We start from the raw sequence: 25,209 nt of genomic DNA, 5'->3' as shown, positions 1-25,209 counted from the left end.
CCCTCATGCGGCCGCGCGCCTGCGCGCGACCAGTTTGGAAATGGACGACAAGGCAGCGTCGACATCCGCCTCGGTGGAATTCCAGCCGAAGCTGGCGCGCAACGCACACGCCCCAACATCCTCGCTTATGCCCATCGCAGCAAGAACGTGCGACCGTTTGACCTTGCCCGACGAACACGCAGCGCCTGAGCTTAGCATCACGCCATCAAGGTCCAAGGCCATCAATGCGGTCTCAGCCGGGATAGGAGCCAAAGAAAAGTTGGATGTATTGGGTAAGCGCAGGCTTTCAACCCCAAAGATGGTGACCTCTTGGGCAATCTTTCTCAAACCGGCTTCAAAACGGTCACGCAGCACGGGCGTGACATTTTCCTGCGCTGCCGCCGTGGCAGCCGCGCCAAAGGCTGCGATTCCCGCGAGATTCTCGGTTCCGGCCCGCGCACCGCGTTCCTGACCGCCCCCGGTGATCAGCGGCGCATACGGTATACCGGTTCGCACGATGAGCGCGCCCGCACCTTGCAACCCACCGAGCTTATGCGCCGAGAGGGTGAGATAGTCAGCCGCAGGCAATGCGATTTTTCCAGCCGCCTGAACCGCGTCAACCAGCAAGAGCGCGCCTTCCGCGCGTACCAGGGTCAGCACCTCGTCCACCGGCTGCACAACACCGGTTTCGTTATTGGCAGCCATCAGGGCGACCAGCGCCCGCCCCTTGCCTTCGCGCAGCAGATCTTTGAGCGCGTCGAGATCGACAACGCCATTCGTCCGCACCGGGATAAATTCCAAACGCAATCCCGCAAAGCGTTCAGCAACCGCTTTGGCATTTTCCAAAACCGCGGGATGTTCAATCGCGGACACGAACAGCCGCGTGATACGGGCCGTGGCATCCTTCGCCGCGTCACGGGCTTCGAGCGAGCCCATCACCGCGCCCCAAAGGGCGAGCGCATTAGACTCGGTGGCGCCGCTGGTGAAGATCACCTCCTCCGCGCGAGCCCCCCCCAGCGCGGCCACATTCTGGCGCGCCTCCTCGATCAGCGCGCGCGCTGCGCGGCCAGAGGCATGTACGGACGAAGCATTGCCGCCGAGCGCAAATGCCCGTTCGGCAGCCACTTTCGCCTCCGCACGCAAGGGCGAGGTCGCGTTGTAATCCAAATACGCCATAACTTTATTCCAGGCCTGAAAAATGGGCCTCTTTATGCCGCGGCAGCTTCGCCTTCACCCGGCTGAATTTCCAACTGCGCCCGGCCCAAGACCTTCTTTTCGACCACATCGGCCAGCGAGACTTTGGAAAGGAACATATGGATTTGGCGGCCCAGCTCTTCCCAAAGATCGTGGGTGATGCAGCGCGCGCCCTGCGTGGCGCAGCCCTTGGCGCAACCAGGCTTACAGCGGGTCGCGGTGATCGGTTCATCAACCGCCATAATGATGTCGGCAACGCGTACTTCGTCGGAAGGTCTGGAGAGGCGATAGCCGCCGCCGGGACCTCGCACGCTAGTGACCAGCCCGCCACGGCGCAGCTTGGCAAACAACTGCTCTAGATAAGAGAGCGAGATTTCCTGCCGTTCGGCGATATCCGCTAGGGAAACCGGGCGGGCCCCAGCCTCATGCGAAGCCAGATCCGCCATCGCCATAACGGCATATCGACCTTTGGTGCTAAGCCTCATCGTACCACTCCAAACCGACGCAACATCGGCTGATTTGCGCCCTGCGCTGCTTTTCCTTGCGCAACGGGGGGCCGCTTGGTGTATGAACAGCGGACAATCGCGTCGCGTACCTTCCGGGAAGCATATAAATTTCCTGAGTGCCCAGGTCAAGTATTACCCAGGGCACCCAACCAAAAGAATCGCTATGTGCATGGTTTCAAAAGAAAATCATTCTCAAACCGTGCCGACTCATAACCCTACAATGCCTTCGTGCAGGCGTCTTTGCCAACCGGATTTTCGGAGCCTTTTTGTCCATGCCTGATATCATCCTGCCGGGCCCCGCGGGCCGTATTGAAGCGCGCTACCAGAAGCAGAAGACTCCCGGCGCCCCGATGGCGCTGGTGCTGCACGCCCATCCCCAGTTTGGCGGCACCATGAACAATCCTCTGGTGTACGACCTCTTCCACATGTTCCACGGCATGGGCTGCACCACCGTACGCTTCAACTTCCGTGGCGTCGGCCGCAGCCAAGGCACTTTCGATTCCGGCGCGGGGGAGCTTTCCGATGCCGCCGCTGTGCTCGATTGGATGAACACCCTTTATCCGAACCCCTCTTTCGTCTGGATTTGCGGCATCAGCTTTGGCGCCTGGATCGGCATGCAGCTTCTGATGCGCCGTCCGGAGATCACCGGCTTTGTCTCCATCGCCCCGCCAGCCAGCATGTATGATTTCGCCTTCCTGGCGCCCTGCCCGGCCTCCGGCTTGATCGTGCACGGCACCAAGGACCTCGTGGTTCCGGAGCCGGATGTGCAGAAGCTGGTCGACCGCCTGCACACACAGAAGGGCATCAAGATCACCTATGACAAGATCGAAGGGGCCAACCACTTCTTCGACAAGCACGAGGCTGAGGTGGTCGAGACCGTGAAGGGCTATGTCAACGAACGCATGACCAACCCCTACGATCACCGCTGACCGGATTTTTGCAGCCGTAGAAGACCCGCGGCTGCGAAGGCCCGCGGGTTTTCTTTTGCCCGCACCGTTGTTTGGGTCTTACTCGCCAAGACGGCATCAAGGAACCGTATCATGACCAACGCGCCAAAATTCAAATCCGACTTCCTCCGCACCTTCGCGGAGCGCGGCGCGTATTATGCGACCACGGATGATGCCGGGCTCGACGAGATGTTCGCGAAAGAACGCGTCACGGCCTATATCGGCTTTGACTGCACCGCCCCATCGCTCCATGTCGGCAGCCTGGTGCAGATCATGACCCTGCACCGCCTGCAGCAGGCCGGTCACAAGCCGATCGTGCTGATGGGCGGCGGCACCACCAAAATCGGCGATCCCTCCGGCCGCGACGAAGGCCGCCAGCTTTTGACGGCTGAGCAGATCGAAGCCAACAAAGTCTCGATCTTCCGCATTTTCGAGCGCTTTTTGAAATTTGGCGACGGCCCCACCGATGCGGTGATGGTCGACAATGCCGAATGGCTGGATAAGCTTGAATACATCCCCTTCCTGCGCGATGTCGGCCGCCATTTCTCGGTCAACCGCATGCTGACCATGGACAGCGTCAAGCTGCGCCTCGAGCGCGACCAGCCGCTCAGCTTCCTCGAATTCAACTACATGATTTTGCAGTCCTACGATTTCGTGGAACTCTACAAGCGCTATGGCTGCCGCGTGCAGTGTGGCGGCTCCGATCAGTGGGGCAATATCGTTTCGGGTACCGACCTTGGCCGCCGTCTGACCGAAGCACAGTTCTACGGTATCACCTCGCCGCTGATGACGACGGCTTCGGGCGCCAAGATGGGCAAGACCGCAGCGGGCGCTGTCTGGCTCAATGGCGATATGCTGAAGCCCTATGATTACTGGCAGTTCTGGCGCAATACCGAGGATGCCGATGTCGGTCGTTTCCTCAAGCTTTTCACCGATCTGCCGATGGACGAGATCGCCCGCCTCGAAGCCCTGCAAGGCGCCGAGCTGAACGACGCCAAAAAGGTGCTCGCCACCGAAGCGACCGCGATGGCCCATGGCCGGGAGGCTGCGCTTGAAGCCGCCGAAACTGCCCGCCGCACTTTTGAAGAAGGCACGCTGGCCGAAGGTCTCCCGACCTTTGAAATAGCGCGCGACAAGCTCGACGGCATTGCGGTGACGGCCCTTGCCCATCAGGCTGGCCTGACCTCCTCTGCCAGCGAAGCGCGCCGTTTCATCGAAGGCGGCGGGCTCAAGATCAATGATGCGGCGGTGAAAGATGTGCGCGCGACGGTGAGCCTTTCCGATCTCACCGATCAAGGCGTGCTGAAGCTTTCGGTCGGCAAGAAGAAGCACATTCTGGTCAAGCCGGTCTGATTACTTCATTCCATGCAATTTTCGAATGGCCGGGGCGCTAAGCTCCGGCCATATTTTTATGGCCTCGCCCGTGGCATGTGAGATGCTGATGGAGGCAAAAGGAGCCGCCTATGGGCAAGAAATTTGGCGCATTGAGCGAAGAGCACCGCGATTTCATCGCGCGGCAGAAGATTTTCTTCGTTGCGACAGCGGCAGAAACGGGCCGTGTCAGTCTTTCGCCTAAAGGGATGGACAGCTTCGCTGTGCTATCCCCGAACCGCGTCCTTTGGCTGAACGTCACCGGCAGCGGTAATGAGACATCCGCCCATGTTCAGGTGAACCCGCGCATGACCATTATGTTCTGCGCCTTCGAGGGTAAACCCGTCATCCTGCGGATATTCGGTATCGCCAAGGCCGTGCATAAAGGCGATCAGCAATGGAAAGAACTCATCGCACACTTTCCGCCTCTGCCCGGGGCACGGCAGATCTTCGATGTCACGATCGAGATGGTGCAGACGTCATGCGGAATGTCGGTGCCCTTTTTCGACTATTCCTCCGAGCGTGAACAATTGAACGATTGGGCGCGCGGCAAAGGCGACGACGGAATCCGCCGTTATTGGGAACAGAAAAACCAGACCAGCATCGACGGTCTGCCCACCAACATCCTCGAAAAATCCCGCTAAGAAGGCCTATTCGGGTCAGTGTTACTGCTTGTTTGGCTTTGGGGACGGCGGAGGCGGCACGGCGTTCGACGGCGCCTGCGAGGCGTTGGGAATGCGCCCTTCGAAAATGCGCCGGAGGATGCCTGGCGCAAGCGCCGAGAGCGGATTGACGCTGACGCTCGGCTCGCCCGAATTTCCCGACACGCTATAGGTCATCCCGATAATACCCTCCCCCTCTTTCGAGGTCACGAGCGTGCCCAGGATCGGGATATTGCCAAGCACGCTGTTGATCCCGAACAGCGGCACCAGCGAGCCTTTGATCGCGATCACGCTTTTGGGCCGGTCGACATAACCCTCTGCTGTCGCACCGATAGCCGGACCCGAGGCACGCACATCGCGCACCGAGATCACGCCATTCTTGGAGGAGAACGGCACTTCCAGCGAATCCACCGCAATGCCCTGGCCTTGCATCAGATTGGCGAGGCCCATCAGCGATCCCGCAGAGAACAGGCGCGCCAGAAAGGGCTGATTGAGAACGCGGAAATCCTTCAACACAGCCTTGCCCTGGAAGTCGGCAGCATCGGCAGGGCCTGGCTGATCCACCCGGCCGTTGAAATTCGCATTCACATCAAGCTTGCCGCCCTGCATTGAGGTGAAGCCGAACACGCCCTTCAACAAGAGCCCCATATCCCCCGTGGACATAACAAGGCGGCGGCCACTATCGGTCGGGCCGATAGTCATGGTCAGGGGCGACTTACCGGACAAGGAGGATGAGAGATTCATGGTCGCCGGACGATCGGCAACGCCCGAAACATCCAGTGCGGTATTGGCGAGCGAAACGCCTTCGCGCAGGACAATGCGATCCAATTTCGCGTTGACATGGAAAGGCTCTTCAAACTTCGCCTCGTCGGAGCCACCGCTTTGCGCACCGATGCGCGAACCATCAAGAGAATGCCCACGTAGCTGAACATCGATGCCATAAACCCCTCGCGCCACCTGGAGCGCGAAATCGTTTTGGGCAATGTGTACCGTCGGCGCCTGCAAATTGACGAGCTTACCGCTCGTGTCAAAACGCAGTGTCGCGGCGATGGTGGTGGCAGGCCCGGTGACCCGCACAACTTGAGTGTCAGGGATGCTGCCCGGCCCGAAGGTCATCGCCAGACGCGCGTTCATCGGGAAGCCAGCGGGTTTATTGACGGCGATGAGGTCCAGGCTGACCAGAGTGGGCGTGAGGTCAAGGGCTAGACTGGCTTGAGTCAAGGCGCCGCGATGGCCAGTCAGCGAACCGGAAACACCCATCTGCCCTTTCAGATAATCCTTGGTATTGAGGCCCAGAGCTGCGCGGGCGATGTCGTCAACCGCCCCTTTGATGTTGATCTTGGTCGTGACGGGTTTTTCTTGAAACTCTTCGGTCCAATCCAGAGTGAGCTTACTCGCCGAACCGCCGATGCCTGCGCTGCCTGTTGCGCGCAGCTTGTTATTGTCGATCTGAAACAGCACGGCGCCATCGGTGATGGTCAGGCGCGGCCCCAAGGCCAATCCGAAGCCATTCACATTCGCCTTGATGCCGATGCTGATCTGATCGGTTGACACGCTTTTCAGAAGCGGGATGCGGAAATTGAGGTCGAGCGCCGCATCCCCCTTGGCACTGGCGATGTTGATGCCAAAGCGCGTCGGATAGCGCAGCTTTCCCATGTCAGACAACGCCAGCACATCGGCCATAGGCCCTTGCAGATGCGCATCCACGACGCCGACTTCTTCAGAGACGTTGAAATCAGGAATGACGAATTTGGAGTGCCCGGCAACGAGATTGCCGATACGTCCAGCCGCGATATCCGCTGTGAAAGAGGTGCCCGTGATAATCAGCGTGCCGCTGAGATTGGTGAGTGGCGTAAGGCCTTGTATGTAGGTTGCCTCGGCATCGCTGACTTGCGCACGCACCAGCACGGCATCGGCCGGAAGCGCGGGCTGATCAAGCATCCCCGGCGCAAAATGGAGTTCGAAAACCAGCGGCCCTATCCGCCCTTTGGTCATATTGCTCGCGGCCCAGTCACGCCCGCCAGGCGCAGCTACCACCGGCCAATAGCGCACGAGATCATGCACACTCATTGCAGCAATGCTGCCCTTGATCTCGACCGCGGGGGATTGATCTTGCGCAAATTGCACATGGCCAGAGGCCGATAAGGCAAATGGCGCCCCGCCAACCGCGAGCTTCTCAAGGACGAACTTCTTCTCCGGTCGCAGCCAGCTAGCCTTCACATCGACCTGCTCAAACTGCACGGGGGATGCAAAAACACCAGGCCAAGCGATGCCGAGGCGGTTCATTTTCAGCTCACCATCCAGGACTGACAGCGCGCCGGATGTATCGTACCGAAGCCCTAATCGCCCTTTAAGTTCCGCCTTGATCTTATCGGCCACCAGAAGCGCGCGATCGAGCACGACCCGATTGGATTTGCCGTCGTAATGGCCCTTGGCATCCAGCTTCGAGACTTTGACACGGCCATTTGCAAGCTGCGGCACCAGAAGCGAGCCCTTGCCCGCCAGAGAAAAGTCCAGCGAGGTCAGTGCAGCGCCCTGCTTGATGAACTTGGCCTCGAGATCAACCGTCAGGGCGGTATCCTTCACCGCGGCAAAGGCCGGGCTATTCATCGCCAAGGCATGCACCGACAGGCCCTGCAAGGCGACCTTTCCGGTAACCGGTCCGTTATTGGCCGGAAGATTGACCTCTCCATGCAAATGGGCAGGAAAACCGGAAATCTCTACGCCGGCATCGACCACTGCGGCGAGACCTTGGCTGCGCTTGTCTTTGGCTAGCCGGAAATCGGCACGGGGGGCCACGACGAATAATTTGCTGGTTTCGTCATAGAATGCGAGCCGCGCCCGCTTAATGGCAAAACTTTCCAGCGTGGACGGCCCGTCGCTGTTTTTCAGCGTATCGGACAGACGCTTCAGGATGTCTTCATCCTGCCGATCCTTGCCAACCCCCAGATGAAGCGAGCTATCGGCGGCACGAACCAAGGTGAGCTGCACGCCAACAAGGCTGATCCTCTTGACCTCTACCCTGCCTTGCATAAGCGGACTGGCGGCAACATCGATATCGGCCTTGGGAGCTTGGGCGATGATGCGCCCCTCGTGATCGAGCACCCGCGTGCCCAGGATCGCCAGGGTAATGCGCCCCTCATCCCGCTCCCATTCCACAGCGGCTTGATCGTATTTAACGGTGATCCCCGGCACGGCCCGGTCTATGGCAGCCGAAAGCGATCCGGCGAAAGGTCCGAGCGATACGGGCCCGATCAGCAGCCGGATAACGGCGCCCAGCACAAACAGTACCAGGGCCGCGGCGATCCCGCCTGCTACCATCGCCGCCCGGCTGAAATGATGCGCCTTGATCGAGCGCCTGAGAAAACCAACCGGATTCATCAATGCCTTTTCCGTCTGCCACCATTTTTGTGGCGCGCGGACGCCAGAAACCATGACGGGTATTGCGCAAATTCGCGCCTACCGCTATCGCGTATACAGCCTCAGGCCCTACGGACAACCTAACTTCTGGATTAGGAATGGACCTCAAGCTCGGTGATAAAGCCCCGTCCTTCAAGCTCGCAGCCGACACTGGCGGCGAGGTCTCCTTGGCGTCCCTGAAGGGCGCGCCGGTAGTCCTTTACTTTTATCCCAAGGATAATACGCCTGGTTGCACCAAGGAGGCTATCGCCTTTTCGGCGTTGTCCAAGAAATTCCAAGAGCTTGGGGTCACAGTCATTGGCATCTCCAAGGATAGCAAGGAGAGCCATGATCGCTTCAAAAGCAAACACAAGTTAAAGCTCACGCTCGCATCTGATCCTGAAACCGAAATCGCCCAGGCTTATGGCGTCTGGGTCGAGAAAACCTTGTATGGCCGCAAATCCATGGGGGTGGAACGCGCGACCTTCCTGATCGACCAGGCCGGAAAAATCCAGGCAATTTGGCGCAAAGTGAAGGTGGACGGCCATGCGGAGGCCGTTCTGGATGCGGCAAAAGCCCTTTGAGGCCAACAAACTCTCGGAAAACATTCCGATCAGGATTAACCTCGCCCGCGTTTTTCTGGGCTAATCGCTTGAACAAACGCCCTGGAAACGGTGATATGCCGCCCCTAGGGGTAAGCGCAGAAAACGACGCGCAAAGGGGAAGTATGAGTATGGCGGAGACGCTCGCCGAGCGCGTCTGGACGTGGCTTCACGAGACATTTCCAGAGCGCCAGCTCTATATCCGCAGTGATGGGCGGGTGCAGTTCTTCACCCTGAGCTCTGTTTTCCAAGGCACTGTCGCTGGCCTCACCTTGATCTTCCTGGGCTGGGTGGCTTTCGCCACCGTGAATGTGATCTTCAAGGATCGAATCATCGCCGCCAAAGATCATCGCCAACAGCAGCAGCAAGCCGCTTATGAAGCGCGCATCGCCGATCTACAGCTCGCCTATGACGAAGTGAACACCGCCCTCGTCACGGCTGACGACCGGTTCAAATCTGCTGCCGACGAACTTGCCGCCAAACAGAACGCGATCCTTCAGGTGCTCGACCATAAGCGCCAAGTGGATGCGGTGGTGAACCGGCAGAACACCGTCTCGGCCTCGGCCAATGCCGATAGCGCCGGTCCGATCGAAGAAGGCTTGGATGTGGGCGCGCCGCCTTCAGCGATCCAATCCGCGCCGCGTGCCGGACAAGCAGTGGCGCCCGCGTCTGGCAGCTCGGACATCACGGTCGATCCCAAGCCGGTCAAGCCGCAGCCGCGCGGCGCCAAGCCGACCCATGCAAGCCTTTTGGATTTCGGCGGCGCGGTCGGTCGCATCACCGGCCTCTTCCACCGCCAGAGGCCAAATGACATCGCGCCTGAGGTGATTGCACGCCACCCCGTGCTGCGCCAGCTTGCGGCCCAGACCGAGCGCGTGAAGCGCCTATCGGTCGGCCAGACCGTCCTGATGGCGCGCACCCAAGGCGAGGCTGAACAAGGCGTGCGCGATATCCGCGGCGTGCTGAAACAGACCGGCATCAATCCCGACCAATTCGCCCAGCGCGTGGCATCTGCCCAAGGCGGCGTTGGCGGGCCCGAAATTCCGCTCTCCTCCGTGCAGTTGGAGGGCATCTCCGATCAGGCCTTTCAGGACGCCTATCTGAAAGCCTCGGCGGTGCTGGAAGAAATGAGTGAACTTCTGGCCGGCATGAAGCATGTGCCGCTGACCACACCCGTCTCAGGTCCCTCTTTTGAGCGGACCAGCGGGTTTGGCGCGCGCGTTGACCCCTTCACTGGCCGTTACGCTTTCCATCCCGGCGTTGATTTTGCGGGACCGACCGGTTCGACGGTGCATGCCACCGCGCCCGGTACTGTTGTGTGGGCCGATGTACGCGGCGGCTACGGCAAGATGGTCGAGATCAACCACGGTTACGGCATTCACACGAGGTACGCACATCTTTCATCAATCCTGGTGCATGTAGGTGCCAGGGTTGGGGAAGGTGCACCAGTCGGTAAACTCGGGTCGACGGGGCGTAGTACCGGTCCTCATGTCCATTATGAGATCTGGTACGATGATGTGGTGAGGAACCCGAGAAATTTCATCGAGGCAGGGCGACATGTTCTCTAGCAAGAAGGAAGACAAGACCATGGCATCGGCTCCTCCGCCGCCCATGCAGAACAATCAGGCCGCGCTGCGCAAGCCGCGCAACTCCGCGCCGTCCATCATCAGTTCCGATCTCGTCGTCACCGGCACGCTGAAGTCCAGCGGCGATGTGCAGATCGACGGGCGCGTGGAAGGCGATGTGCAGAGCGCCACGCTCGTCATCGGCGAGAAGGCCTTTATCCAAGGCGATGTCATGGCAGAGGAAGTGACCGTGCGCGGCCGCATCGAAGGCTCGATCCGCGCCCGCAAGGTGCTGCTCGCCTCGACCTGCCATGTTCAGGGCAACATCCTGCACGAGGCTTTCGCGGTCGAGACCGGCGCCTTCTTCGAGGGCAATTGCCGCCACGCCGACAATCCGCTCGGCGATGATTTCGGCAAGCCAGCCGCCCCCGCCGTGGCCCCGGCGCCGCAGGCACCGACATCGAGCCTGACACGCCCGGCCACCAACGCGCCCGCGGCCACATTCACGCCGCTGAAGCCGTAAGTCTTTCAAACAAAACGCCCCGCCCGGTCACCGCCGAGCGGGGCTTTTGGTATTGGCGGCGGAGCGGCCAAAGCCGCCCCTATCCTGCCCGCCCTATTCCAGATCCTCGATCTTCTCGCCCTTCTTGCCGCCGATGGCTTGCGCCAGGGCTGCGGCCATGAAGGGATCAAGATCGCCATCCAGCACATCCGACGGCGTGCGGCTTTCGACGCCGGTGCGCAAATCCTTCACCAGCTGATAGGGCTGCAGCACATAAGAGCGGATCTGGTGACCCCAGCCGATCTCGGACTTCTCACCGACAAAGGCGCCGGTCTCGTCCTGCTTCTTCTTGAGCTCGATCTCATAGAGTCGCGAGCGCAGCATCTCCCAGCAATTGGCGCGGTTCTGATGCTGTGAACGCTCGGTCTGGCACGACACCGCAATCCCGGTCGGCAAATGCGTGATGCGCACCGCAGACTCGGTCTTGTTGACGTGCTGGCCGCCCGCGCCCGAGGCACGATAGACGTCGATGCGCACTTCTTTTTCGGGAATGTCGATCTCGATGGTCTGATCGATCACCGGATAGACCGTCACCGAGGAAAACGAGGTGTGGCGGCGCGCGTTGGAATCATAAGGCGAGATGCGCACCAGGCGGTGCACGCCGGCTTCGGTCTTCAGCCAGCCATAGGCGTTGCGGCCCTTGACCAAGAGCGTCGCCGATTTGATGCCCGCGCCTTCGCCTTCGCTCTCTTCCAGCCATTCGAGCTTGAAGCCTTTGCGCTCCGCCCAGCGGGTGTACATGCGCAAGAGCATCTCGGCCCAATCCTGGCTTTCGGTGCCGCCCGCGCCCGCATGGATTTCGAGATAGGTGTCGTTGCCGTCCGCCTCGCCCGAAAGCATGGACTCCAGACGCTGGCGCTCGGCCCGGCGGGCGATGTCGCCCACTTGCGCCTCGCCATCGGCGATCATGTCGGCATCGCCCTCGGCCTCGGCCATCTCGATCAGCCCGACCGCGTCGGAGAGCTCGGCTTCGAGCTTTTTCACCGAGCCCAAGGACTCGTCCAGCTTCTGGCGCTCGCGCATCAGCTTCTGGGCGGCCTGGGGGTCGTTCCAGATGGCGGCGTCTTCGGCTTTGGCGTTCAATTCATCGAGGCGGCGGATCGCTTGATCCCAGTTAAAGATGCCTCCTCAGCAGGGCGATCGCCTGCTGGATTTCGTCGATTTGCCGTTCAATTTCCGGGCGCATATCTGGTCCGCTTGATGTCTTTGGCGCGCCCGGGATGCGGAAAACCGGTTCCCACTTCCAAAGGCGCGCGTGGGGGACGGGATATAGGGTCTTGGCCGCGCCGATGCAAACGGGGCGTGAAAAGCTGAAAACAAATCGGGGATTTCGGGGGTAACCGCCTGGGGCGGCAGGATTTTCGCCGTATTAGGAGCGGCCCGGAAGCGTCCCCGGCGGCTGCCGGACGGCCCTCGGACAGCGCCCAGGCGCACGGTGCTTCAGCAATATAATTGTTATGGGAGATTAGGGAGGGGGGAGTACCCCTCTGCCGCCTTTCGCTGCCCTCGCCTTCAGACTGCCCTTCATTTCGGCCCCGGTTCGGGCACACCCCTCTTCTTTTCTGCCCCCCCGCCTTTCGGGGGAGTGAGTAGCGACAGCGTGCGAACGCCACGAAGCGGTCGAAGGGGGGCCGCCGTACGAGGTATCGCCCTCAAAAGGAAGTTTCACGCGGAGACGCGGAGACGCGGAGCGGTCGCGCCAAACGCCGACAGCCGAGCTTCGGCAATATAATTGTGCTGAGCGTTTTCAGAGGGGGGAGTACCCTCCTTCCTCGTGCTGATCCAATGACCGCCTCAAACCGCGGATCATTCTCGCCTTCAATTTTCAAACAGCGACCATCCCTAAAGATGGGAAGCCGAGGTCGCATCGACAAGAGGTGGGGAGACTTAAAGAGGGGAAAGGCGGGGAGTTCAGCGCCTTAAATTACATGCGAATTGCTAGCACTACATCCATTTACTCTCCCCGGCCAATACTGTTGCCACAAATTCTCCCAATGTATAATTTCTGCAGTCGAACATCATGGGGGCGATGTTTGTGGCGCAAAAGCCTATGGAAGTGGAATTTGCAGACACGAATAAATTTGCACGATTGGCAGAGCTCTTATGCGACGTCCCATCGCAAACGCTGACTTCAAAAGGGTTCGCCATCAATGTCGAACTGAGATTCGGTGTAGCAAAAATTTCAAATGCATCTGTTTCATTCGAAATACGGCTCAGCCAAGCATACCTGAAGCTTGATCTCAGGAACTGCACGATTGTTCGCGGTTCTAGATATGCCGATGCCGACAAAGGCAAACGACGAACAGCAAAACAAACTTACATTTCAAGCAGTCAGAAAAGTGCTGGAGCAAAAATTGAGATTAGCTCCGAACCCACAGCAACAGCTGGCGCAAGTATTAATGGCAAAACCTCAGAGGAAATAACGGCGACTGAAGTCTTGGATCCCGTTATTGCTTTACCTGACACAATCTGGAACGTTTCGGAACAGTCCGAACAGAAAGCTCTCTCTGGAAAATATCTAGGGGATGAGAACCTCTGTACCGTGATGGTCGACGAAGACAATTTCTCTATTGATGTAAGCCTCTTTTGCTACGCAGCTGATGTGAAGATTTCAAAGGTGTATGATAGCAGTAAGGGAGTTTTTGCTCGCCTCTCTCCACTAAAACAAAGATGCATAGAGATATTCGTCGCCAAATCAATCAAGCAAACTAAGGACGAAATACACATAAGTGAAAGCCGGTTGAAGGGGCAACGCAACCATGGAAGCGATCCGAATTGACCTAAATAGAGTTGCTAGACTGATCGACCCCCTAAACGGGCCAAGCGAATTTAATGAAATAGTCAAACTTCTCGATCTCGACCCCAAATGCGATTTCCGCCACACAGACCTGTCTGGTCTCAACTTTGGCAACGCTAATCTATCCGGGTTTGATTTTTCATTTGCGAACTTGACAAATTGCGACTTTTCGCGAACCACTCTCGTAAAAGCTAAATTTGAGGGAGCAACCACAACAGACGCTAAGTGGCCACCAGGCTTTCACCCGAGCCTTAAATTGATACCTGAGTTGCAGTTCTTGCTTCAACTAGCTTCACCACTATCATTTTTGGATGCTGCGGATAAAACACGAATATCCGAAGAGGAAATCATTGCGACATCGAAACGCCAATTGGTCTACCTATCGGGAGTTCCCTCATGGTTACGAAGTTGCGGCGTTGACTTTCCGCGTGCAGATGACTTTGCACGTGCACTTGAAAAATGCCTTGAGGGTGAGCGTTTCATTCCAGGGAGCCAAATCCCAAATAGCTATCGCGACTTTGTAAAGACACGTCCGTATCTCGACGCCCAAACTTCGCCAACGTGGCGCTATTCCCTGCCACATATAGACAGAATCCAGACCCTCTCTGAAATTCCCATTCAGTACGTCCTTCTTTCACAGCGCACGCAATCATATGGCGCAACTACAGTTCGCGACACGCTCGAAGGACGCCGCCCCGCGACAATTGGAGGAATGTTTCTCTTTCTTAACGCCATCATCTATCACGTCTTGCGCGCGAGGCTCTCCGAGACATTCTTTGAATCATCATGGCAGAGTGTTTTCACCAAGGTGCGGCTCAGGCCGGCCCTTTATTACCCCACACACGAAAGCGAACAAACTATTAGAGCTGTTGTTCGAAACTTTGTCGAAAGTAGCGAAGGTGAGGTGGGAATTCTTACGACACTCCGTAACGTCCTCAAAGGCGGATATATCACGTCTCAATCAATGACTCGATTGAACGAGTGGATTGTAACAGCGCGCAAAAATTGGGAGACCGGTTCAAACATCACCTTCGGGTTTCAGTTAGCTTCCGCAAGCAATCGAAATCCTCGTGCATTTGCAGCAGACGTCCCTTTGTATTCGGGCCAAAAGTATCCCGTCCCCCCGCTTTTCAAGTCAGCAGAAGAATATCGTAGCAGCCATAATTTTCACCGCCGATCGGGCCGAAGAAGCCAAGCTAGCTCAGAGTAAAGTCACTCGCGAACCACCGCTGAAATTGCTTCAGCCTTAGCTAAGGCTGCGGCGCGAAGCTCGTCGCCGAAATCATCCGTACACATCTCAAATGCGATTGCGCGGCTCGCACCTCAGCATGACGAGGGTTTGCAAGACGCAGAGATGGATGGCCGGGTCGGTGCCCGGCCATGACGGTATAGGATGTGGCACGCTCTCTCTGCGGCTCTGCGTCTCCGCGTGAAACTTTTTGGCGACAGGCATCTTGGCGTGCCCCCTTCGCCTGACGCTGCCCTGCATCGTCAAGCACTTCCCCCACTTTGTGGGGCAGAAAAGGAAGGAGTATCGCGGCTTGTGCCAGACGATGAGACCGTCTTGGCGCGTCTGGGATGACAGGTGGAGAAGTGGTGACGGGGTAGTGGTGACTGGGACGTGGTGACAGGAGCACCTTGCCTCCCAAGCCGGGAAATAGGGTTCCTGTCACCGTATTCTTGTTCCAAAAGCGAATGCACGATCTGCGGCAGTGCATCTTGGAACATCGGTCCAGCCGAACGGGTTAAGGACGGCAACCCAGCAGGACTTACAGATGATCCGGAAACTCTCCATGGCCGACGCCTCATTCGAGCGCTCGCCCGGGCAGGATGACGACGTGTTCGCGGCCAACTTGGTCGACCAGCGGCATGGCGGACCCATCACGATCGGCTATGGCCGTTACGGTCCCAACCAGGGCCTGAATGAAAAGCTGGCCGTCCACGACGTGATGCTTGTTCTTGAAGGGCGGCTGTCGGTGTCGAGCGGCGATGTGCATGTAACGGCCGGACCTGGCGAGATCGTCTATATGCCCAAAGGCGACACCGTTACCATTCGCGCCCATGATGAAGGCGCGCTCACGGCTTATGTGACCTATCCCCACTGGCAAGAACCGGGCGCGGCGTAAGTTTCGTCGTCGCTGAAGCCGCGCCAGGTTTCGCCGTGGCTCCCGGATCGCGCCTAATGCCAGACGATGAGACCCTCGTGGCGCGTCCGGGATGACGGGTTTGGGGAGCGATGCGCCCCACCCCACTTCCGATATTACGGCGCGTGTTTGCTGGCGGTCTTTTCGATGGCCTTGCCGGCCTTGGAAAGGTCTTCACCGGCGCCAGCGATGGTGTGACAGCCAGCCAGCACCAGCGACGCGCCTGCGAGGGCAAAAACAACGAGAGCAAACATCTTCACGCGCTGACGCATAACGAACTTCCTTTGGTATCAAGGCAGGACGCCTGAATACCAAAGAGGCGGGCGCGAAGCCAGCAGAACACAGCTCGCGGTTTAGGCGATGCTCAAGCCGCTCTGCACGTTATCCGAAATGCGCGCGCGGTTCAGTTTACGGCGGGAGGCAAAAAGCAGCAGCGCCCCTGCGAGCAGCATCGCGCCTGTGGCGGGTTCGGGCACGGCGGGATCGGGCGTCTCGGTGATGACAATGGTGGCCGGGCCGCCGCTGTAGAAATTGTCCGGCGCGATAAAGACGCCGTCATAGGTGCCAAGATCGATCACCGGATGCGTGATCGGGCCGGAGAAAAGCTGCGCCGTCTCGTAATGGGCAGGGGTTGTGCCGCCGCCGGAAATCTCCACCCCGCCATGATGCTTTGGCGTGTAGAAGGTCAGCCTGCCGGTGCAGGGACAGGGGAAAAAGCCGCCCCGTATATAGGTCACGTCGTCCACCGCGAAAGACGAGCCATCCGCGGCGATATCCACCGGGGTGAAGTCGCTGGGCATGGTGGCGAAGAAAGACGACGACGCTGCGCCCGGACCCCAGAGATAGAAGTTAAGGATCGATGCCTCAGCGGAAGTACTTAGCACCAGGATCAGACCGGCGCAAAAAAGCAAGCGTTTCAACATCGCGCCCTCCCCGCGCCTGACGCGCGATCCGTTGCAGCATTAATTGTTTGTATAGCAAACAATTAAGACGGATTCAAGAAAGGTGCGAGAATTGGACTTACCTCTCCGTCATGGCCGGGCTCCGACCCGGCCATCCAGCGGTCAGTTTGCCCCGAAATCCATAGGTCGCGGTGACAACTTGGATGGCCGGGTCGGAGCCCGGCCATGACGAGGTGGGGGAGACATCGATGCGCGACGCACGTTCTGCAGCTCGACGATGTGCTTATACAAAGGACAGGCATAAAGGCTGCAAAGACAGGACAAGGGTACCTCCCTTTGGTGAGCATGACCGGGCCTCCTTCGGTAAACGCAGGATGACGGCCCGGCTTTGATGGCGGTTACAATTTCACCCGCGCGGTCACGAGAACGCTGCGCGGTGCGCCGGGGACGTTGAGCAGCGCCGAGGTGCCGTGGCCCGAAACGATGTAACCTTCATTGGTGAGGTTATAGAGGTTCACCTGCAGCCGCATCACGCCGAAATCGGCCCAGCCCATCGCATCCATGGTAACATAGCTCGGCAGGATGGTGGTGTTGGCCGGATCAGCCCAGCGATCGCCCACATAGTTGAGGCCTGCACCGATGCCGTAATCGGTGAAAAGCGTCTTGGTCAGGAAGGCATTGAAGCTGTGCTCGGGCGTCAGCGTGGCGCGCTTGCCGACGAAGCTCGGCGTCGCCGATTGCGTCACCTTCCCGTCCATATAGGAATAGCCAAGCATGGCACGGAAATCATTGGGCAGATCCAGCGCCGCGGAAATTTCCACGCCTTGTGTGCGCTGCACGCCGACCGGGATCACCTTCTGCGTAATGGGATCGGTGCCTTTGATATTGGTGCGGCGCAAATCATAAGCCGCCGCCTGGATCGACAGACGATTGTCGAGCAGCGAATATTTCGCGCCGAATTCCTTGTTCTCGGTCTTTTCCGGCGCGAGATCGGCATTGGTCGCCGCAAGCGCGAAGGTCTCGCCGGAAGGCTGATAACTGCGGCTCCAGGAGAGATAATAGGACTGCATCGTATCGGGCTGATAGACAAGGCCCGCGCGCGGGCTCCAATTGGAGTCGGTGCGTGCGAGATTCGGCTGGCCCGCGATGCGCTGCGTGGTCTTCTGGTGGAAATCATCATGGCGCACACCGACCATCGCCTTGATGCCATAGCCAATGTCCACGAGGTCCTGCACATAAAGGCCGGTGGTGGTGAAGCGATTGGTATTGCTGGCGCTGGCGGCGGTGAAATTCGCGTTATCGATCACCGGCAGCACGGGGTTGAAGATATTCGTCACCGCCACGACGGTGGATTTCAGCGTTACCGCATCCTTGCCCTGGTTGGACTGCTCCCAGCCATAAAGCAGGCTGTGATGGGTGCCGAGCAGCTCAAGCTTCTGGGTGAGTTCGAGCTGGTTCGACCAGCCATCCTCATCGCGCAGCACACCGCCATGGGAGAGCGAGACGGTCTGCGCCGCCGTGTTCACCGCGGTGGAGTTCGTATTATGGCGATTGAGCGAATAGTTGTAATGGCGAAAGCCATTGCGCAGGCTGAGGCTGTCACTGAAGCGATGCTCGACCACCGCAGTCTGCGACAGAACTTCGGCCTGGCTGACATCGGCCTGTTTGGCATTGGCGGCGCCGTAGTAGCGGTTGCGCGGCACATCCACCGGGCGGCCATTGATGGCGGGAATGCCGAAATCGGTAAGGCGGCGGTCGCGCAAGTAATCGGCTTGCAGCAGCAGCGTGGTGTCGCTGCCCCGCCCAAGCATCAGCGAGGGCGAAATCGCGACGCGGTGCAGGAACTGCTGATCGCGGAAGCTGTCGCTATCCTCCCAGGCGCCGGTAACACGGAAGCCCACGCCATAGCCAAGATCGCTGCGGCCAAGATCGATCTCGCCGCGCTTATCATCGAACGAACCGCCGGTGACGGTGAAGGCGGTGATGTCGCGGTCCGGCTTCTTGGTGACGCGGTTGATGATGCCGCCCGAGGAACCGCGGCCATAAAGCACCGCAGCGGGGCCCTTCACCACTTCCAGGGTTTCGACATTGGAAAGATCGCGGAAATAAAGACCGTCATCACGGAAGCCATCGACATACTGATCGCCGATCGCTGTGAAGCCACGGATGAAGACCTGATCGCGCTGGCCGTCACCTGAGCTGAGGCCGACACCCGGCACGTTCTTGACCGCATCCTGGATCGACAGCGCGCGCTGATCGCGCAGCACATCCTCGCTGATGACGGCAATGGACTGGGGAATATCGCGCAGCGGCGCATCGATCTTGGCCGAGCTGGAGGTGGTCGGCAAATAGCCCGACTGCCGCTCCCCTTTCACCGTCACAAGCTCACGGGCGGACGTGTCGATGCTCGAGGCCGGAAGCGGCGCTACAGCGCCACCATCAACATCGGCGGCGGCAAGCAAGGCAATCATGGAAGTGGCAGTCAGAAGCACGATCGAAATTCCCCAAGGTCAAAACGGAGGCGACCATAGGGGGATACGTTTTCGCGACCAACTCTCATTATCACTGGTGCGACAAAATGCGCTAGTGCGTGTCAGTATCAACTTCTCGCGGAAGTTTAATTTTAACTAGAAGCTGCAGTGCCCTTACCCGCAAGTTGCGGGCTCACCATCCGCATCTGCTGGAGCAGATAGAAATAAAGAAGCGGGAAGCAGGGCAGCGCCAAGAGAATGGCGACACGCACATTCGCGGAGACGATGAGGAAATTCATCGCCAAGGGAACGATCAACCCGGCCAGGCCCGACGCCGTCACAAGCAGGCCGGCAGCGATATTGGGACTCTCATGCCGGTCTCTGAGCACGGTCCCCAGCACGGTCGGATAGCCGATGCCGAGGAACAGATTGGTGGCGATGACACAAACAAGACCGAACGTACCGCCGATCAGCACGGCGCCAAGGGTCAACACCGCGCAAGCGGCAACCCCCCATTTCAGAAGCAGGTTGGGATCGATCCGCCCCATCAGCGCCACCCCGCCAAAGCGCCCGATACCGAACACAGCCAAGCCGGTGAACACTATGTTCTGCGCGATGGCATCGCTGTAGTCCGGATATTGCTGCATGACATATTGGTAGGTTGCGCCTTGCAGCGTCGATTGCAGAGCGATGCAGGCGAAAATCGCCGCCATGCCATGTTTGACCTGAGGACACGCCAAAAGATCGCGCATCTCCTGCCCTACATCGGCGATACCGCCCTCGCGGATGCCGCAACGCGCAGGAAGCTCCACACGCTCGGCCATAAAGGCCACGAGCAGCACTGCCAATCCTACCACCACATAGGGACGCGCCGCCGTTTCGACCAAGATGTCGAAGGACAGATGCAGATCCGGGGCATAGACCCAGCGGCAGGCGATAAAGCCGACCATCAGGCCAACCGTGAAAAAGGCCTGCAGGAAATTGATCAGCCGCACCGCAACGCGCGGCTGTGCCATTTCCACCGCGAGCGGATTGAGGCTGGTTTCAAGCGCCGACCAGCCCACGCCGAGCAGCGCCACAGCCAGAAAGAAAAAGATCGCGCTATGCTGCACGATGGCCGGAAAAATCAGGAATGGACCAATCGACACCACGCTGAGCGCGAAGATCATGCCGATCTTGTAGCCGTATTTCCTGTGAAACAGCGCCGAGGGCAGCGCGGCGAGCACATAGCCCAGCGAATAGAGCGTCTGTATCCACAAGGCATGAGAAAGATCGATACCGAAAAACTTCGCGAGCTTGGGAAAGAGCAGAATGTCATTCCAGAACCCCACCCCCGCCAAAACAAACAGCCCGGCAATAGCGGCATAGGCAATCATCAATTGACGGGTGCTGATCGACTTCAGCATGGCGGTGCCCCCCGAAAGCGCTGTCTAATTTTGGCCCAATATCGACCTGGACCCTTAACCCGCCGTGAAAACCCTCTTGAAAGTTGTAGGTACGAGGAGGTGATGGGTGTAATAAGGCGCACTCGCGACCTATTTTCTACCATCCCATGTCCCGCTGTCTTGCCGCCGATCTGACGCGTTACCCGCAAGCCGAAGGGCTGGCACCCTGCCGCTTGGAGACGGAAGGCCGCTGCTCGCCCAGTTGTAAACGGGCGAAGTTTCTTCTGAAAGAGATCGACGCCAAGCACGGGCGCGCGCGCACCGAAACGCGATAGCGGCTTGCGTCAGCCGCGTTTGCCTTTGGCTTTCAGACGGCGCAGCTCCTGGCGTGCGGCGATCAGATTTTTGGCACGGGCGATGGATTCGGCGATGTCGCTATCGGGCTTGAGCGAAAGTCGGCTCGCCTGTTCATACAATGCGAGGGCGCCATCGAAATCGCCATTGGCCTCAGCGCAGACCCCGACATTATAGACCGCGCCCGGATGATTGGGGTTTGCCGCCTTCAGCTCATCCCATTGGCGGCAGGCATCCCCAATATTGCCGTTATCGGCAAGCTTCACCGCCGCCTTGAAGCGCGCCGCATCACCTTCCGACAGCCCATCGGTTTTCTCGATCACCGTGGCTTGCAGCACCTTGTTATACGGTGCGATGTCAGGGCGGATTTCGGCGAGGATGCGGTTGAGCACGCCATCCATCATATCGCTATCGCTATAGGGCTGAATATCACCTCTGCACCAAGAGGCAGAGGTATCGCCGGATTTGCGGGCAGAATAGACAACCTCGCCCGTGCGCACTTCGGCAAGCGAGACAACCACATCCATGTTGAATTCGCGGCGCACGCAGGGCTTGACCAAAACTTCCTTGCGCACGCATTTGCCTTCCGCGTTTTTCTCCACACAGCGGCTGGTGCGTTCTTCATAGGGATAATCTTCGAAATCGGCCTCGCGCAGCATGCCCGAATAGACACCCTCGGCCCCTACCCTGCGTCCGAACTCCACCGCACGATCCGGCGGCACATCGCGCGCGCCACTGCCCACCAGGGAGAAATAGCGCCGCCCATCGAATTCGGCATTGCTCAGCATGGCTTCCAGCGCATAGGCGAAATAATCACCTTCTGGGCCGCCGAACCCAGCCACTGCCACGCGTTTGAGCTCTGCGGCTTGCGCGTTGTTGGCAGGAAAGCGCGCTTTCACCGCGACCGTGGTGCTACATCCACCAAGCGCCACGACGCATATGAGTAATGCGCCGATCCTCGATCGCAACGCCATGATAGTCCCCAAGAAGGCCGCTCCGGGAACATCATCCTCCACGGATTGGGAGGGAACAAGGGCTTATTGGTACTCGCCGAGCGAGCCCTTCTTCTTGCAGTGCCATGCAGAAATGGGGGGGCGTGCAGCCCGAGCATCCCCAAAACGCGGCTGCCGGCCCGTCAAACGATAAAAACTATCGCATCAGACCTCGTCGACCCAGCTCAGCCTGATTTCGAGCGCGACGCCGGGAACTTCCGGGATAAAACCTTTGAGGGTGGCGCTTTCCTGCGTGGATGGCCCGTCACAGATGATGGTGAACTCATCGAGATCGGCGACAGCCCCAGGAAATCTCAGGCCTGTGTGCCGCTTGGCTTGCACCTCGGCATGAAGATGCCCATCGACATCTGTGAAACTGCCTATGTAGCTATGGCCGGGATCGCTGGAGGCCGCTTTGCCGTCCAGAAGAATGATCGCGGAAGAACCTTGAGCAAAGGGACCTTTGAACCAGGAACGGTAAAGACCGTCACGCATGACCAACATCTCCGACACTTACTAAATTGCAAAATAGGTAGGGGGAATTAACGGCCCCTTACATATTTTCTACAGACACATGAGCAGTTTCCCCGAGTATTCTCGCGCGAATTTATCGAGCGAACAAAGATCGTCGCCGATCTCTTCGCTTTCGATGCGTTCAAGCTCTGCCACTCGTGTTGCTGGTTGGAAAATGCGTATTCACCGCAACCGTCGCGCCGAAGCCTCAAGCGCTACAGCACAACAAGCACGCATCAATGCGCGAAACGCTGGCTCTCTATTGATACGCGCCGAGCCAAGTGAATTTGGCACTGCCTTTGAGATGCGGCCCATCGGGGCTCGAAAACACGAACTGGCCGTAATTGGCGCCGCAAAGTCCTGAAATGCGGATCGTGAATTCGCGCGGCACAGAAGGATCCTGATTTGGCCGCTCGGTGTGCCGCTCGAACTCGATGATACCTTCGAGGCTATTGCCCTTTTTCTTGAAGGTGCCGTGCATGAAATAATAAGGGCTGCAGCCGGACAAAACACCTTCGTGAAAAGCCATCACCCCACTGCCGGTGACCGCACCCGTTTCATATTGCAGCCGATAGAAACCATCGCGCATGATCAGATCTCACTCACCCACATCAGCTTGATTTCCACCTCGTTGCCGGGCGCTTCTGGCACAACACAGGTGAGCGTGGCAGTCTCTTGCGCGGAGGGGCCGTCGCAGATGATTGTGAACGCGTCGAGATCGGCCATGGCGGCGGGGAGTTTCAGGCGGGTGTGCCGCTTCGCCTTCACCTCGGCATGAAAATGCCCGCCGACATCTGTGAAATCGCCGATATAGCTGTGGCCGGGATCGCTTGCGATGGCTCTTCCATCCAGAAGAATGATCGCGGAACAGCCTTGAGCAAAGGGCCCTTTGAACCAGGAGCGATAAAGACCATTGCGCATGAAAATGACGCCCGGCGTTGCTGCAGCGCAAAATAAGCGAGCCGGATTAACGCCGCCTTACACCAAGACTAGAGCCAAACGGTGCATGTGCAATTTCCGCATTACCCCTGCGAGGTCTGGCCGAGAGAATATAGATCACTGCCGGTTTCTTCGCCTCTGATGCGTTCCAACTCCTGAGTGTAGCGCTTCAAGGCATAGGCTTCAGTGAGATATCCGATGGGACGCAAATCTGTCTCGGAGGCCAGCACCGGCAGGCTGTCGCTCTGGCTATCTTCAAATCGGATCAGCGCATCGCGCAAATTCAACCCCGGCAAAAGATAGAGCTTATTGTCCATCGCAAGATCACCGGCCACCAACCCCGGCAAGGCATCGTCGATGGAAGGATCATGCGCTTCCAGGATATCGATGCGCCCGGCGTAATGGCCCGCCTTGTCGATGACATAGAGGCGCTTGGTACTGCCCGGCGGAAAAAGCTCGCGTAACGCCCTGAGCGAGGTATCCGCCGTTACCACTTTGGGATCGGAACGCATCAACCGTCCGACGGAAAGCTCGGATATCCAGCCCACATCATGGGCACTGCGGATGGCGAGACCGCGCTGATGGAAGCGCCAGGTGGAAAAGGAATAGCCGAAAGACAGGCGCACAATGGTGGCCGAGATGATCACTGAGAGCAGCACGCCCGCCGTGAGCGCAAAATCGCCAGTGGCTTCCAAGGTGAGAAAGACCATGGTCAAAGGCGCGCCAATAATGCCTGCCGCAACCGCCCCCATGCCCGCCAACATGAAAGCGGAACGCTCAGCCAAAAGCGGCGCATAGATCAATCCTGCGATCTGCACGAACAGCGCACCGAACAAGGCGCCGAGAAACAAGGACGAGCTGAAGAGCCCGCCGCGGAAACCCGAACCGACCGAAATGGCGGAGGCAAAAAGTTTGGCAAAGAGCAGCGCCGCCAGAAACAGCCAGGGCATGGTGCTGTCGAAGTGGAATTGAATGGCGCCGTGCCCGCTGCCGAGCACTTGGGGATAGGCTAAAGCAATCAACGACACCGCAAAGCCGCCAATGGCCGGGCGCGTCCATTCGGGAAGCGCGCGCAGGGCCTTCTCCGTCCAGGTGACGCTGCGCATGGCGAGCACCGCGATCCCCGCCGCCAAAAAGCCCATTCCGGCGAAGAGATAATAGCTGAGCGGGGTGAGCGCAGCGCCTTGCGGCACCACAAACAGCACCCCTTCCGGGCTCAAGGCTTGGGCGACCAGCACCGAGCAAATGCAAGCCACCGCCACTTGCGCCAGCGCGCGTGTGGTGTAGCCGCCTTGGATCAGCTCGAAGCCATAAAACGCCCCTGCCAGCGGTGCATTGAAGGCAGCAGAAATCGCAGCCCCAGCTCCCGCGGTGACGAAGACGCGCAAATCGGCACGGCGCAGGCGGAACTTGCGCCCGACCATGGAATAGAAACCAGCACCAAGCTGGGTATAGCCCGCCTCCATGCCGAGTGAGGCGCCCGAAGCGTTGGACAGCATGGTGGTGAGCGCGAGACGGATGGAATCGCGAAAGGACATGCGCCCGCCATAAAGCGCATTGGCTTCGATGGGATCGATGATCTCGGCGGAGCGCCGCCGCGCTGCATGACGGAAAAATCCGAGCGCCAAGCCGCCCAGAAGCGGCACCAGCATCAAGCGGAATTCGGAGACATGCTGGCCGGTGCTGAGGAGCGCGCCCGCGGGCAGATCGAAACTCAGACGGTGAAAATTCACTACCGCTTCGCGCAAGAGATAGATCACCACCCCCACAACCGCGCCCAGCACGGCACAGAGGAAAATCTGCGCAAGCTCGCTGGCGCGAAACAGACGGCGCGTAGCAAATATCCTGAAGACGCGGCGAAGAAGCCCCGCTCCAGAAGGCTTCTTCGCGCTGTCGCAATCATCAAGGCTCATATCGGCTCCGGT

22 protein-coding genes are annotated in these 25,209 nt (G+C 58.9%); 9 read left to right on the top strand and 13 right to left on the bottom strand.

Annotation, left to right across the window (positions count from 1 at the left end; genetic code table 11):
• Nucleotides 1-3 precede the first annotated feature (3 nt).
• A complete protein-coding gene (locus tag FHS83_RS13745) occupies nucleotides 4-1,155 on the bottom strand; it encodes a cysteine desulfurase family protein (protein WP_167083516.1) in 1,152 nt (383 codons plus the stop codon).
• Between the two features lie 32 nt (nucleotides 1,156-1,187).
• Nucleotides 1,188-1,658: an Rrf2 family transcriptional regulator gene (locus FHS83_RS13740; RefSeq protein ID WP_167083515.1), complete on the bottom strand. Its 471-nt coding sequence runs from the start codon at nucleotides 1,656-1,658 to the stop codon at nucleotides 1,188-1,190.
• A 293-nt stretch (nucleotides 1,659-1,951) separates the two neighbouring features.
• On the opposite strand from FHS83_RS13740, the gene FHS83_RS13735 reads away from it, so the two are divergent.
• From FHS83_RS13735 to FHS83_RS13725, 3 genes are all read left to right on the top strand, one after another.
• Nucleotides 1,952-2,608 (top strand): alpha/beta hydrolase, encoded by a 657-nt coding sequence (locus FHS83_RS13735; RefSeq protein ID WP_167083514.1) that lies wholly within the window; start codon nucleotides 1,952-1,954, stop codon nucleotides 2,606-2,608.
• A 111-nt stretch (nucleotides 2,609-2,719) separates the two neighbouring features.
• Complete coding sequence (tyrS, locus tag FHS83_RS13730; RefSeq protein WP_167083513.1) at nucleotides 2,720-3,979, top strand: tyrosine--tRNA ligase; 1,260 nt, start codon at nucleotides 2,720-2,722, stop codon at nucleotides 3,977-3,979.
• A 110-nt stretch (nucleotides 3,980-4,089) separates the two neighbouring features.
• Nucleotides 4,090-4,641 (top strand): pyridoxamine 5'-phosphate oxidase family protein, encoded by a 552-nt coding sequence (locus FHS83_RS13725; protein WP_167083512.1) that lies wholly within the window; start codon nucleotides 4,090-4,092, stop codon nucleotides 4,639-4,641.
• Between the two features lie 21 nt (nucleotides 4,642-4,662).
• Here FHS83_RS13725 and FHS83_RS13720 read toward each other — a convergent pair whose 3' ends face one another.
• A complete protein-coding gene (locus FHS83_RS13720; RefSeq protein WP_167083511.1) occupies nucleotides 4,663-8,040 on the bottom strand; it encodes a YhdP family protein in 3,378 nt (1,125 codons plus the stop codon).
• A 137-nt stretch (nucleotides 8,041-8,177) separates the two neighbouring features.
• Here FHS83_RS13720 and bcp point away from each other — a divergent pair, with 137 nt between their 5' ends.
• The 3 genes from bcp to FHS83_RS13705 all read left to right on the top strand — a co-directional run bounded on the left by bcp (nucleotide 8,178) and on the right by FHS83_RS13705 (nucleotide 10,748).
• On the top strand, nucleotides 8,178-8,642 hold the full coding sequence (gene bcp, locus FHS83_RS13715) for a thioredoxin-dependent thiol peroxidase (RefSeq protein ID WP_167083510.1): 465 nt from the start codon (nucleotides 8,178-8,180) through the stop codon (nucleotides 8,640-8,642).
• A gap of 149 nt (nucleotides 8,643-8,791) precedes the next feature.
• On the top strand, nucleotides 8,792-10,228 hold the full coding sequence (locus FHS83_RS13710) for a peptidoglycan DD-metalloendopeptidase family protein (RefSeq protein WP_167083509.1): 1,437 nt from the start codon (nucleotides 8,792-8,794) through the stop codon (nucleotides 10,226-10,228).
• Complete coding sequence (locus FHS83_RS13705; protein ID WP_167083508.1) at nucleotides 10,218-10,748, top strand: bactofilin family protein; 531 nt, start codon at nucleotides 10,218-10,220, stop codon at nucleotides 10,746-10,748. The genes FHS83_RS13710 and FHS83_RS13705 overlap by 11 nt, the downstream gene beginning before the upstream one ends.
• 93 nt (nucleotides 10,749-10,841) lie before the next feature.
• On the opposite strand, the gene prfB is transcribed toward FHS83_RS13705, so the two are convergent.
• Nucleotides 10,842-11,973 (bottom strand): peptide chain release factor 2 gene (gene prfB / locus FHS83_RS13700; RefSeq protein WP_167083507.1). Its coding sequence is split into 2 segments (ribosomal slippage): nucleotides 10,842-11,906 and nucleotides 11,908-11,973, totalling 1,131 coding nucleotides; the frame shifts between segments, so codons are not numbered across the junction.
• An 834-nt stretch (nucleotides 11,974-12,807) separates the two neighbouring features.
• Between prfB and FHS83_RS13695 the strand changes: the two genes are divergently transcribed.
• From FHS83_RS13695 to FHS83_RS13685, 3 genes are all read left to right on the top strand, one after another.
• Nucleotides 12,808-13,566, top strand: a complete 759-nt coding sequence (locus FHS83_RS13695) for a hypothetical protein (RefSeq protein WP_167083506.1) — start codon at nucleotides 12,808-12,810, stop codon at nucleotides 13,564-13,566.
• Complete coding sequence (locus tag FHS83_RS13690; RefSeq protein ID WP_167083505.1) at nucleotides 13,547-14,794, top strand: pentapeptide repeat-containing protein; 1,248 nt, start codon at nucleotides 13,547-13,549, stop codon at nucleotides 14,792-14,794. The genes FHS83_RS13695 and FHS83_RS13690 overlap by 20 nt, the downstream gene beginning before the upstream one ends.
• Before the next feature lie 565 nt (nucleotides 14,795-15,359).
• Nucleotides 15,360-15,710 carry an AraC family ligand binding domain-containing protein gene (locus FHS83_RS13685; RefSeq protein ID WP_167083504.1) on the top strand — a complete coding sequence of 117 codons (351 nt, stop codon included), beginning with the start codon at nucleotides 15,360-15,362 and terminating at the stop codon, nucleotides 15,708-15,710.
• A gap of 134 nt (nucleotides 15,711-15,844) precedes the next feature.
• Here FHS83_RS13685 and FHS83_RS13680 read toward each other — a convergent pair whose 3' ends face one another.
• The 9 genes from FHS83_RS13680 to FHS83_RS13640 all read right to left on the bottom strand — a co-directional run bounded on the left by FHS83_RS13680 (nucleotide 15,845) and on the right by FHS83_RS13640 (nucleotide 25,197).
• Nucleotides 15,845-16,000: an entericidin A/B family lipoprotein gene (locus FHS83_RS13680; RefSeq protein WP_167083503.1), complete on the bottom strand. Its 156-nt coding sequence runs from the start codon at nucleotides 15,998-16,000 to the stop codon at nucleotides 15,845-15,847.
• An 81-nt stretch (nucleotides 16,001-16,081) separates the two neighbouring features.
• Complete coding sequence (locus tag FHS83_RS13675) at nucleotides 16,082-16,651, bottom strand: PEP-CTERM sorting domain-containing protein (RefSeq protein ID WP_167083502.1); 570 nt, start codon at nucleotides 16,649-16,651, stop codon at nucleotides 16,082-16,084.
• A gap of 377 nt (nucleotides 16,652-17,028) precedes the next feature.
• Complete coding sequence (locus FHS83_RS13670; RefSeq protein WP_208414713.1) at nucleotides 17,029-19,122, bottom strand: TonB-dependent siderophore receptor; 2,094 nt, start codon at nucleotides 19,120-19,122, stop codon at nucleotides 17,029-17,031.
• Nucleotides 19,123-19,253: 131 nt separating this feature from the next.
• Nucleotides 19,254-20,507 carry an MFS transporter gene (locus FHS83_RS13665; protein WP_167083501.1) on the bottom strand — a complete coding sequence of 418 codons (1,254 nt, stop codon included), beginning with the start codon at nucleotides 20,505-20,507 and terminating at the stop codon, nucleotides 19,254-19,256.
• 323 nt (nucleotides 20,508-20,830) lie between these two features.
• The gene (locus FHS83_RS13660; protein WP_167083500.1) at nucleotides 20,831-21,814 is read right to left on the bottom strand and encodes a tetratricopeptide repeat protein; all 984 of its coding nucleotides are present in this window, start codon (nucleotides 21,812-21,814) and stop codon (nucleotides 20,831-20,833) included.
• A gap of 183 nt (nucleotides 21,815-21,997) precedes the next feature.
• Nucleotides 21,998-22,327, bottom strand: a complete 330-nt coding sequence (locus FHS83_RS13655) for a hypothetical protein (RefSeq protein ID WP_167083499.1) — start codon at nucleotides 22,325-22,327, stop codon at nucleotides 21,998-22,000.
• 277 nt (nucleotides 22,328-22,604) lie between these two features.
• Complete coding sequence (locus FHS83_RS13650; protein WP_167083498.1) at nucleotides 22,605-22,934, bottom strand: hypothetical protein; 330 nt, start codon at nucleotides 22,932-22,934, stop codon at nucleotides 22,605-22,607.
• Nucleotides 22,935-22,936: 2 nt separating this feature from the next.
• On the bottom strand, nucleotides 22,937-23,266 hold the full coding sequence (locus FHS83_RS13645) for a hypothetical protein (protein ID WP_167083497.1): 330 nt from the start codon (nucleotides 23,264-23,266) through the stop codon (nucleotides 22,937-22,939).
• 101 nt (nucleotides 23,267-23,367) lie between these two features.
• Entirely contained in the window at nucleotides 23,368-25,197 is a 1,830-nt protein-coding gene (locus tag FHS83_RS13640) for a chloride channel protein (RefSeq protein WP_167083496.1), read from the bottom strand.
• Nucleotides 25,198-25,209: the final 12 nt, after the last annotated feature.

Origin of the sequence: Rhizomicrobium palustre (assembly GCF_011761565.1) — a bacterium.
In the GTDB taxonomy this organism is placed as follows: Bacteria; Pseudomonadota; Alphaproteobacteria; order Micropepsales; family Micropepsaceae; genus Rhizomicrobium; species Rhizomicrobium palustre.
The sequence above is the reverse complement of the archived record's forward strand: the minus strand, read 5'-3'. Positions and strand labels throughout refer to the sequence as shown.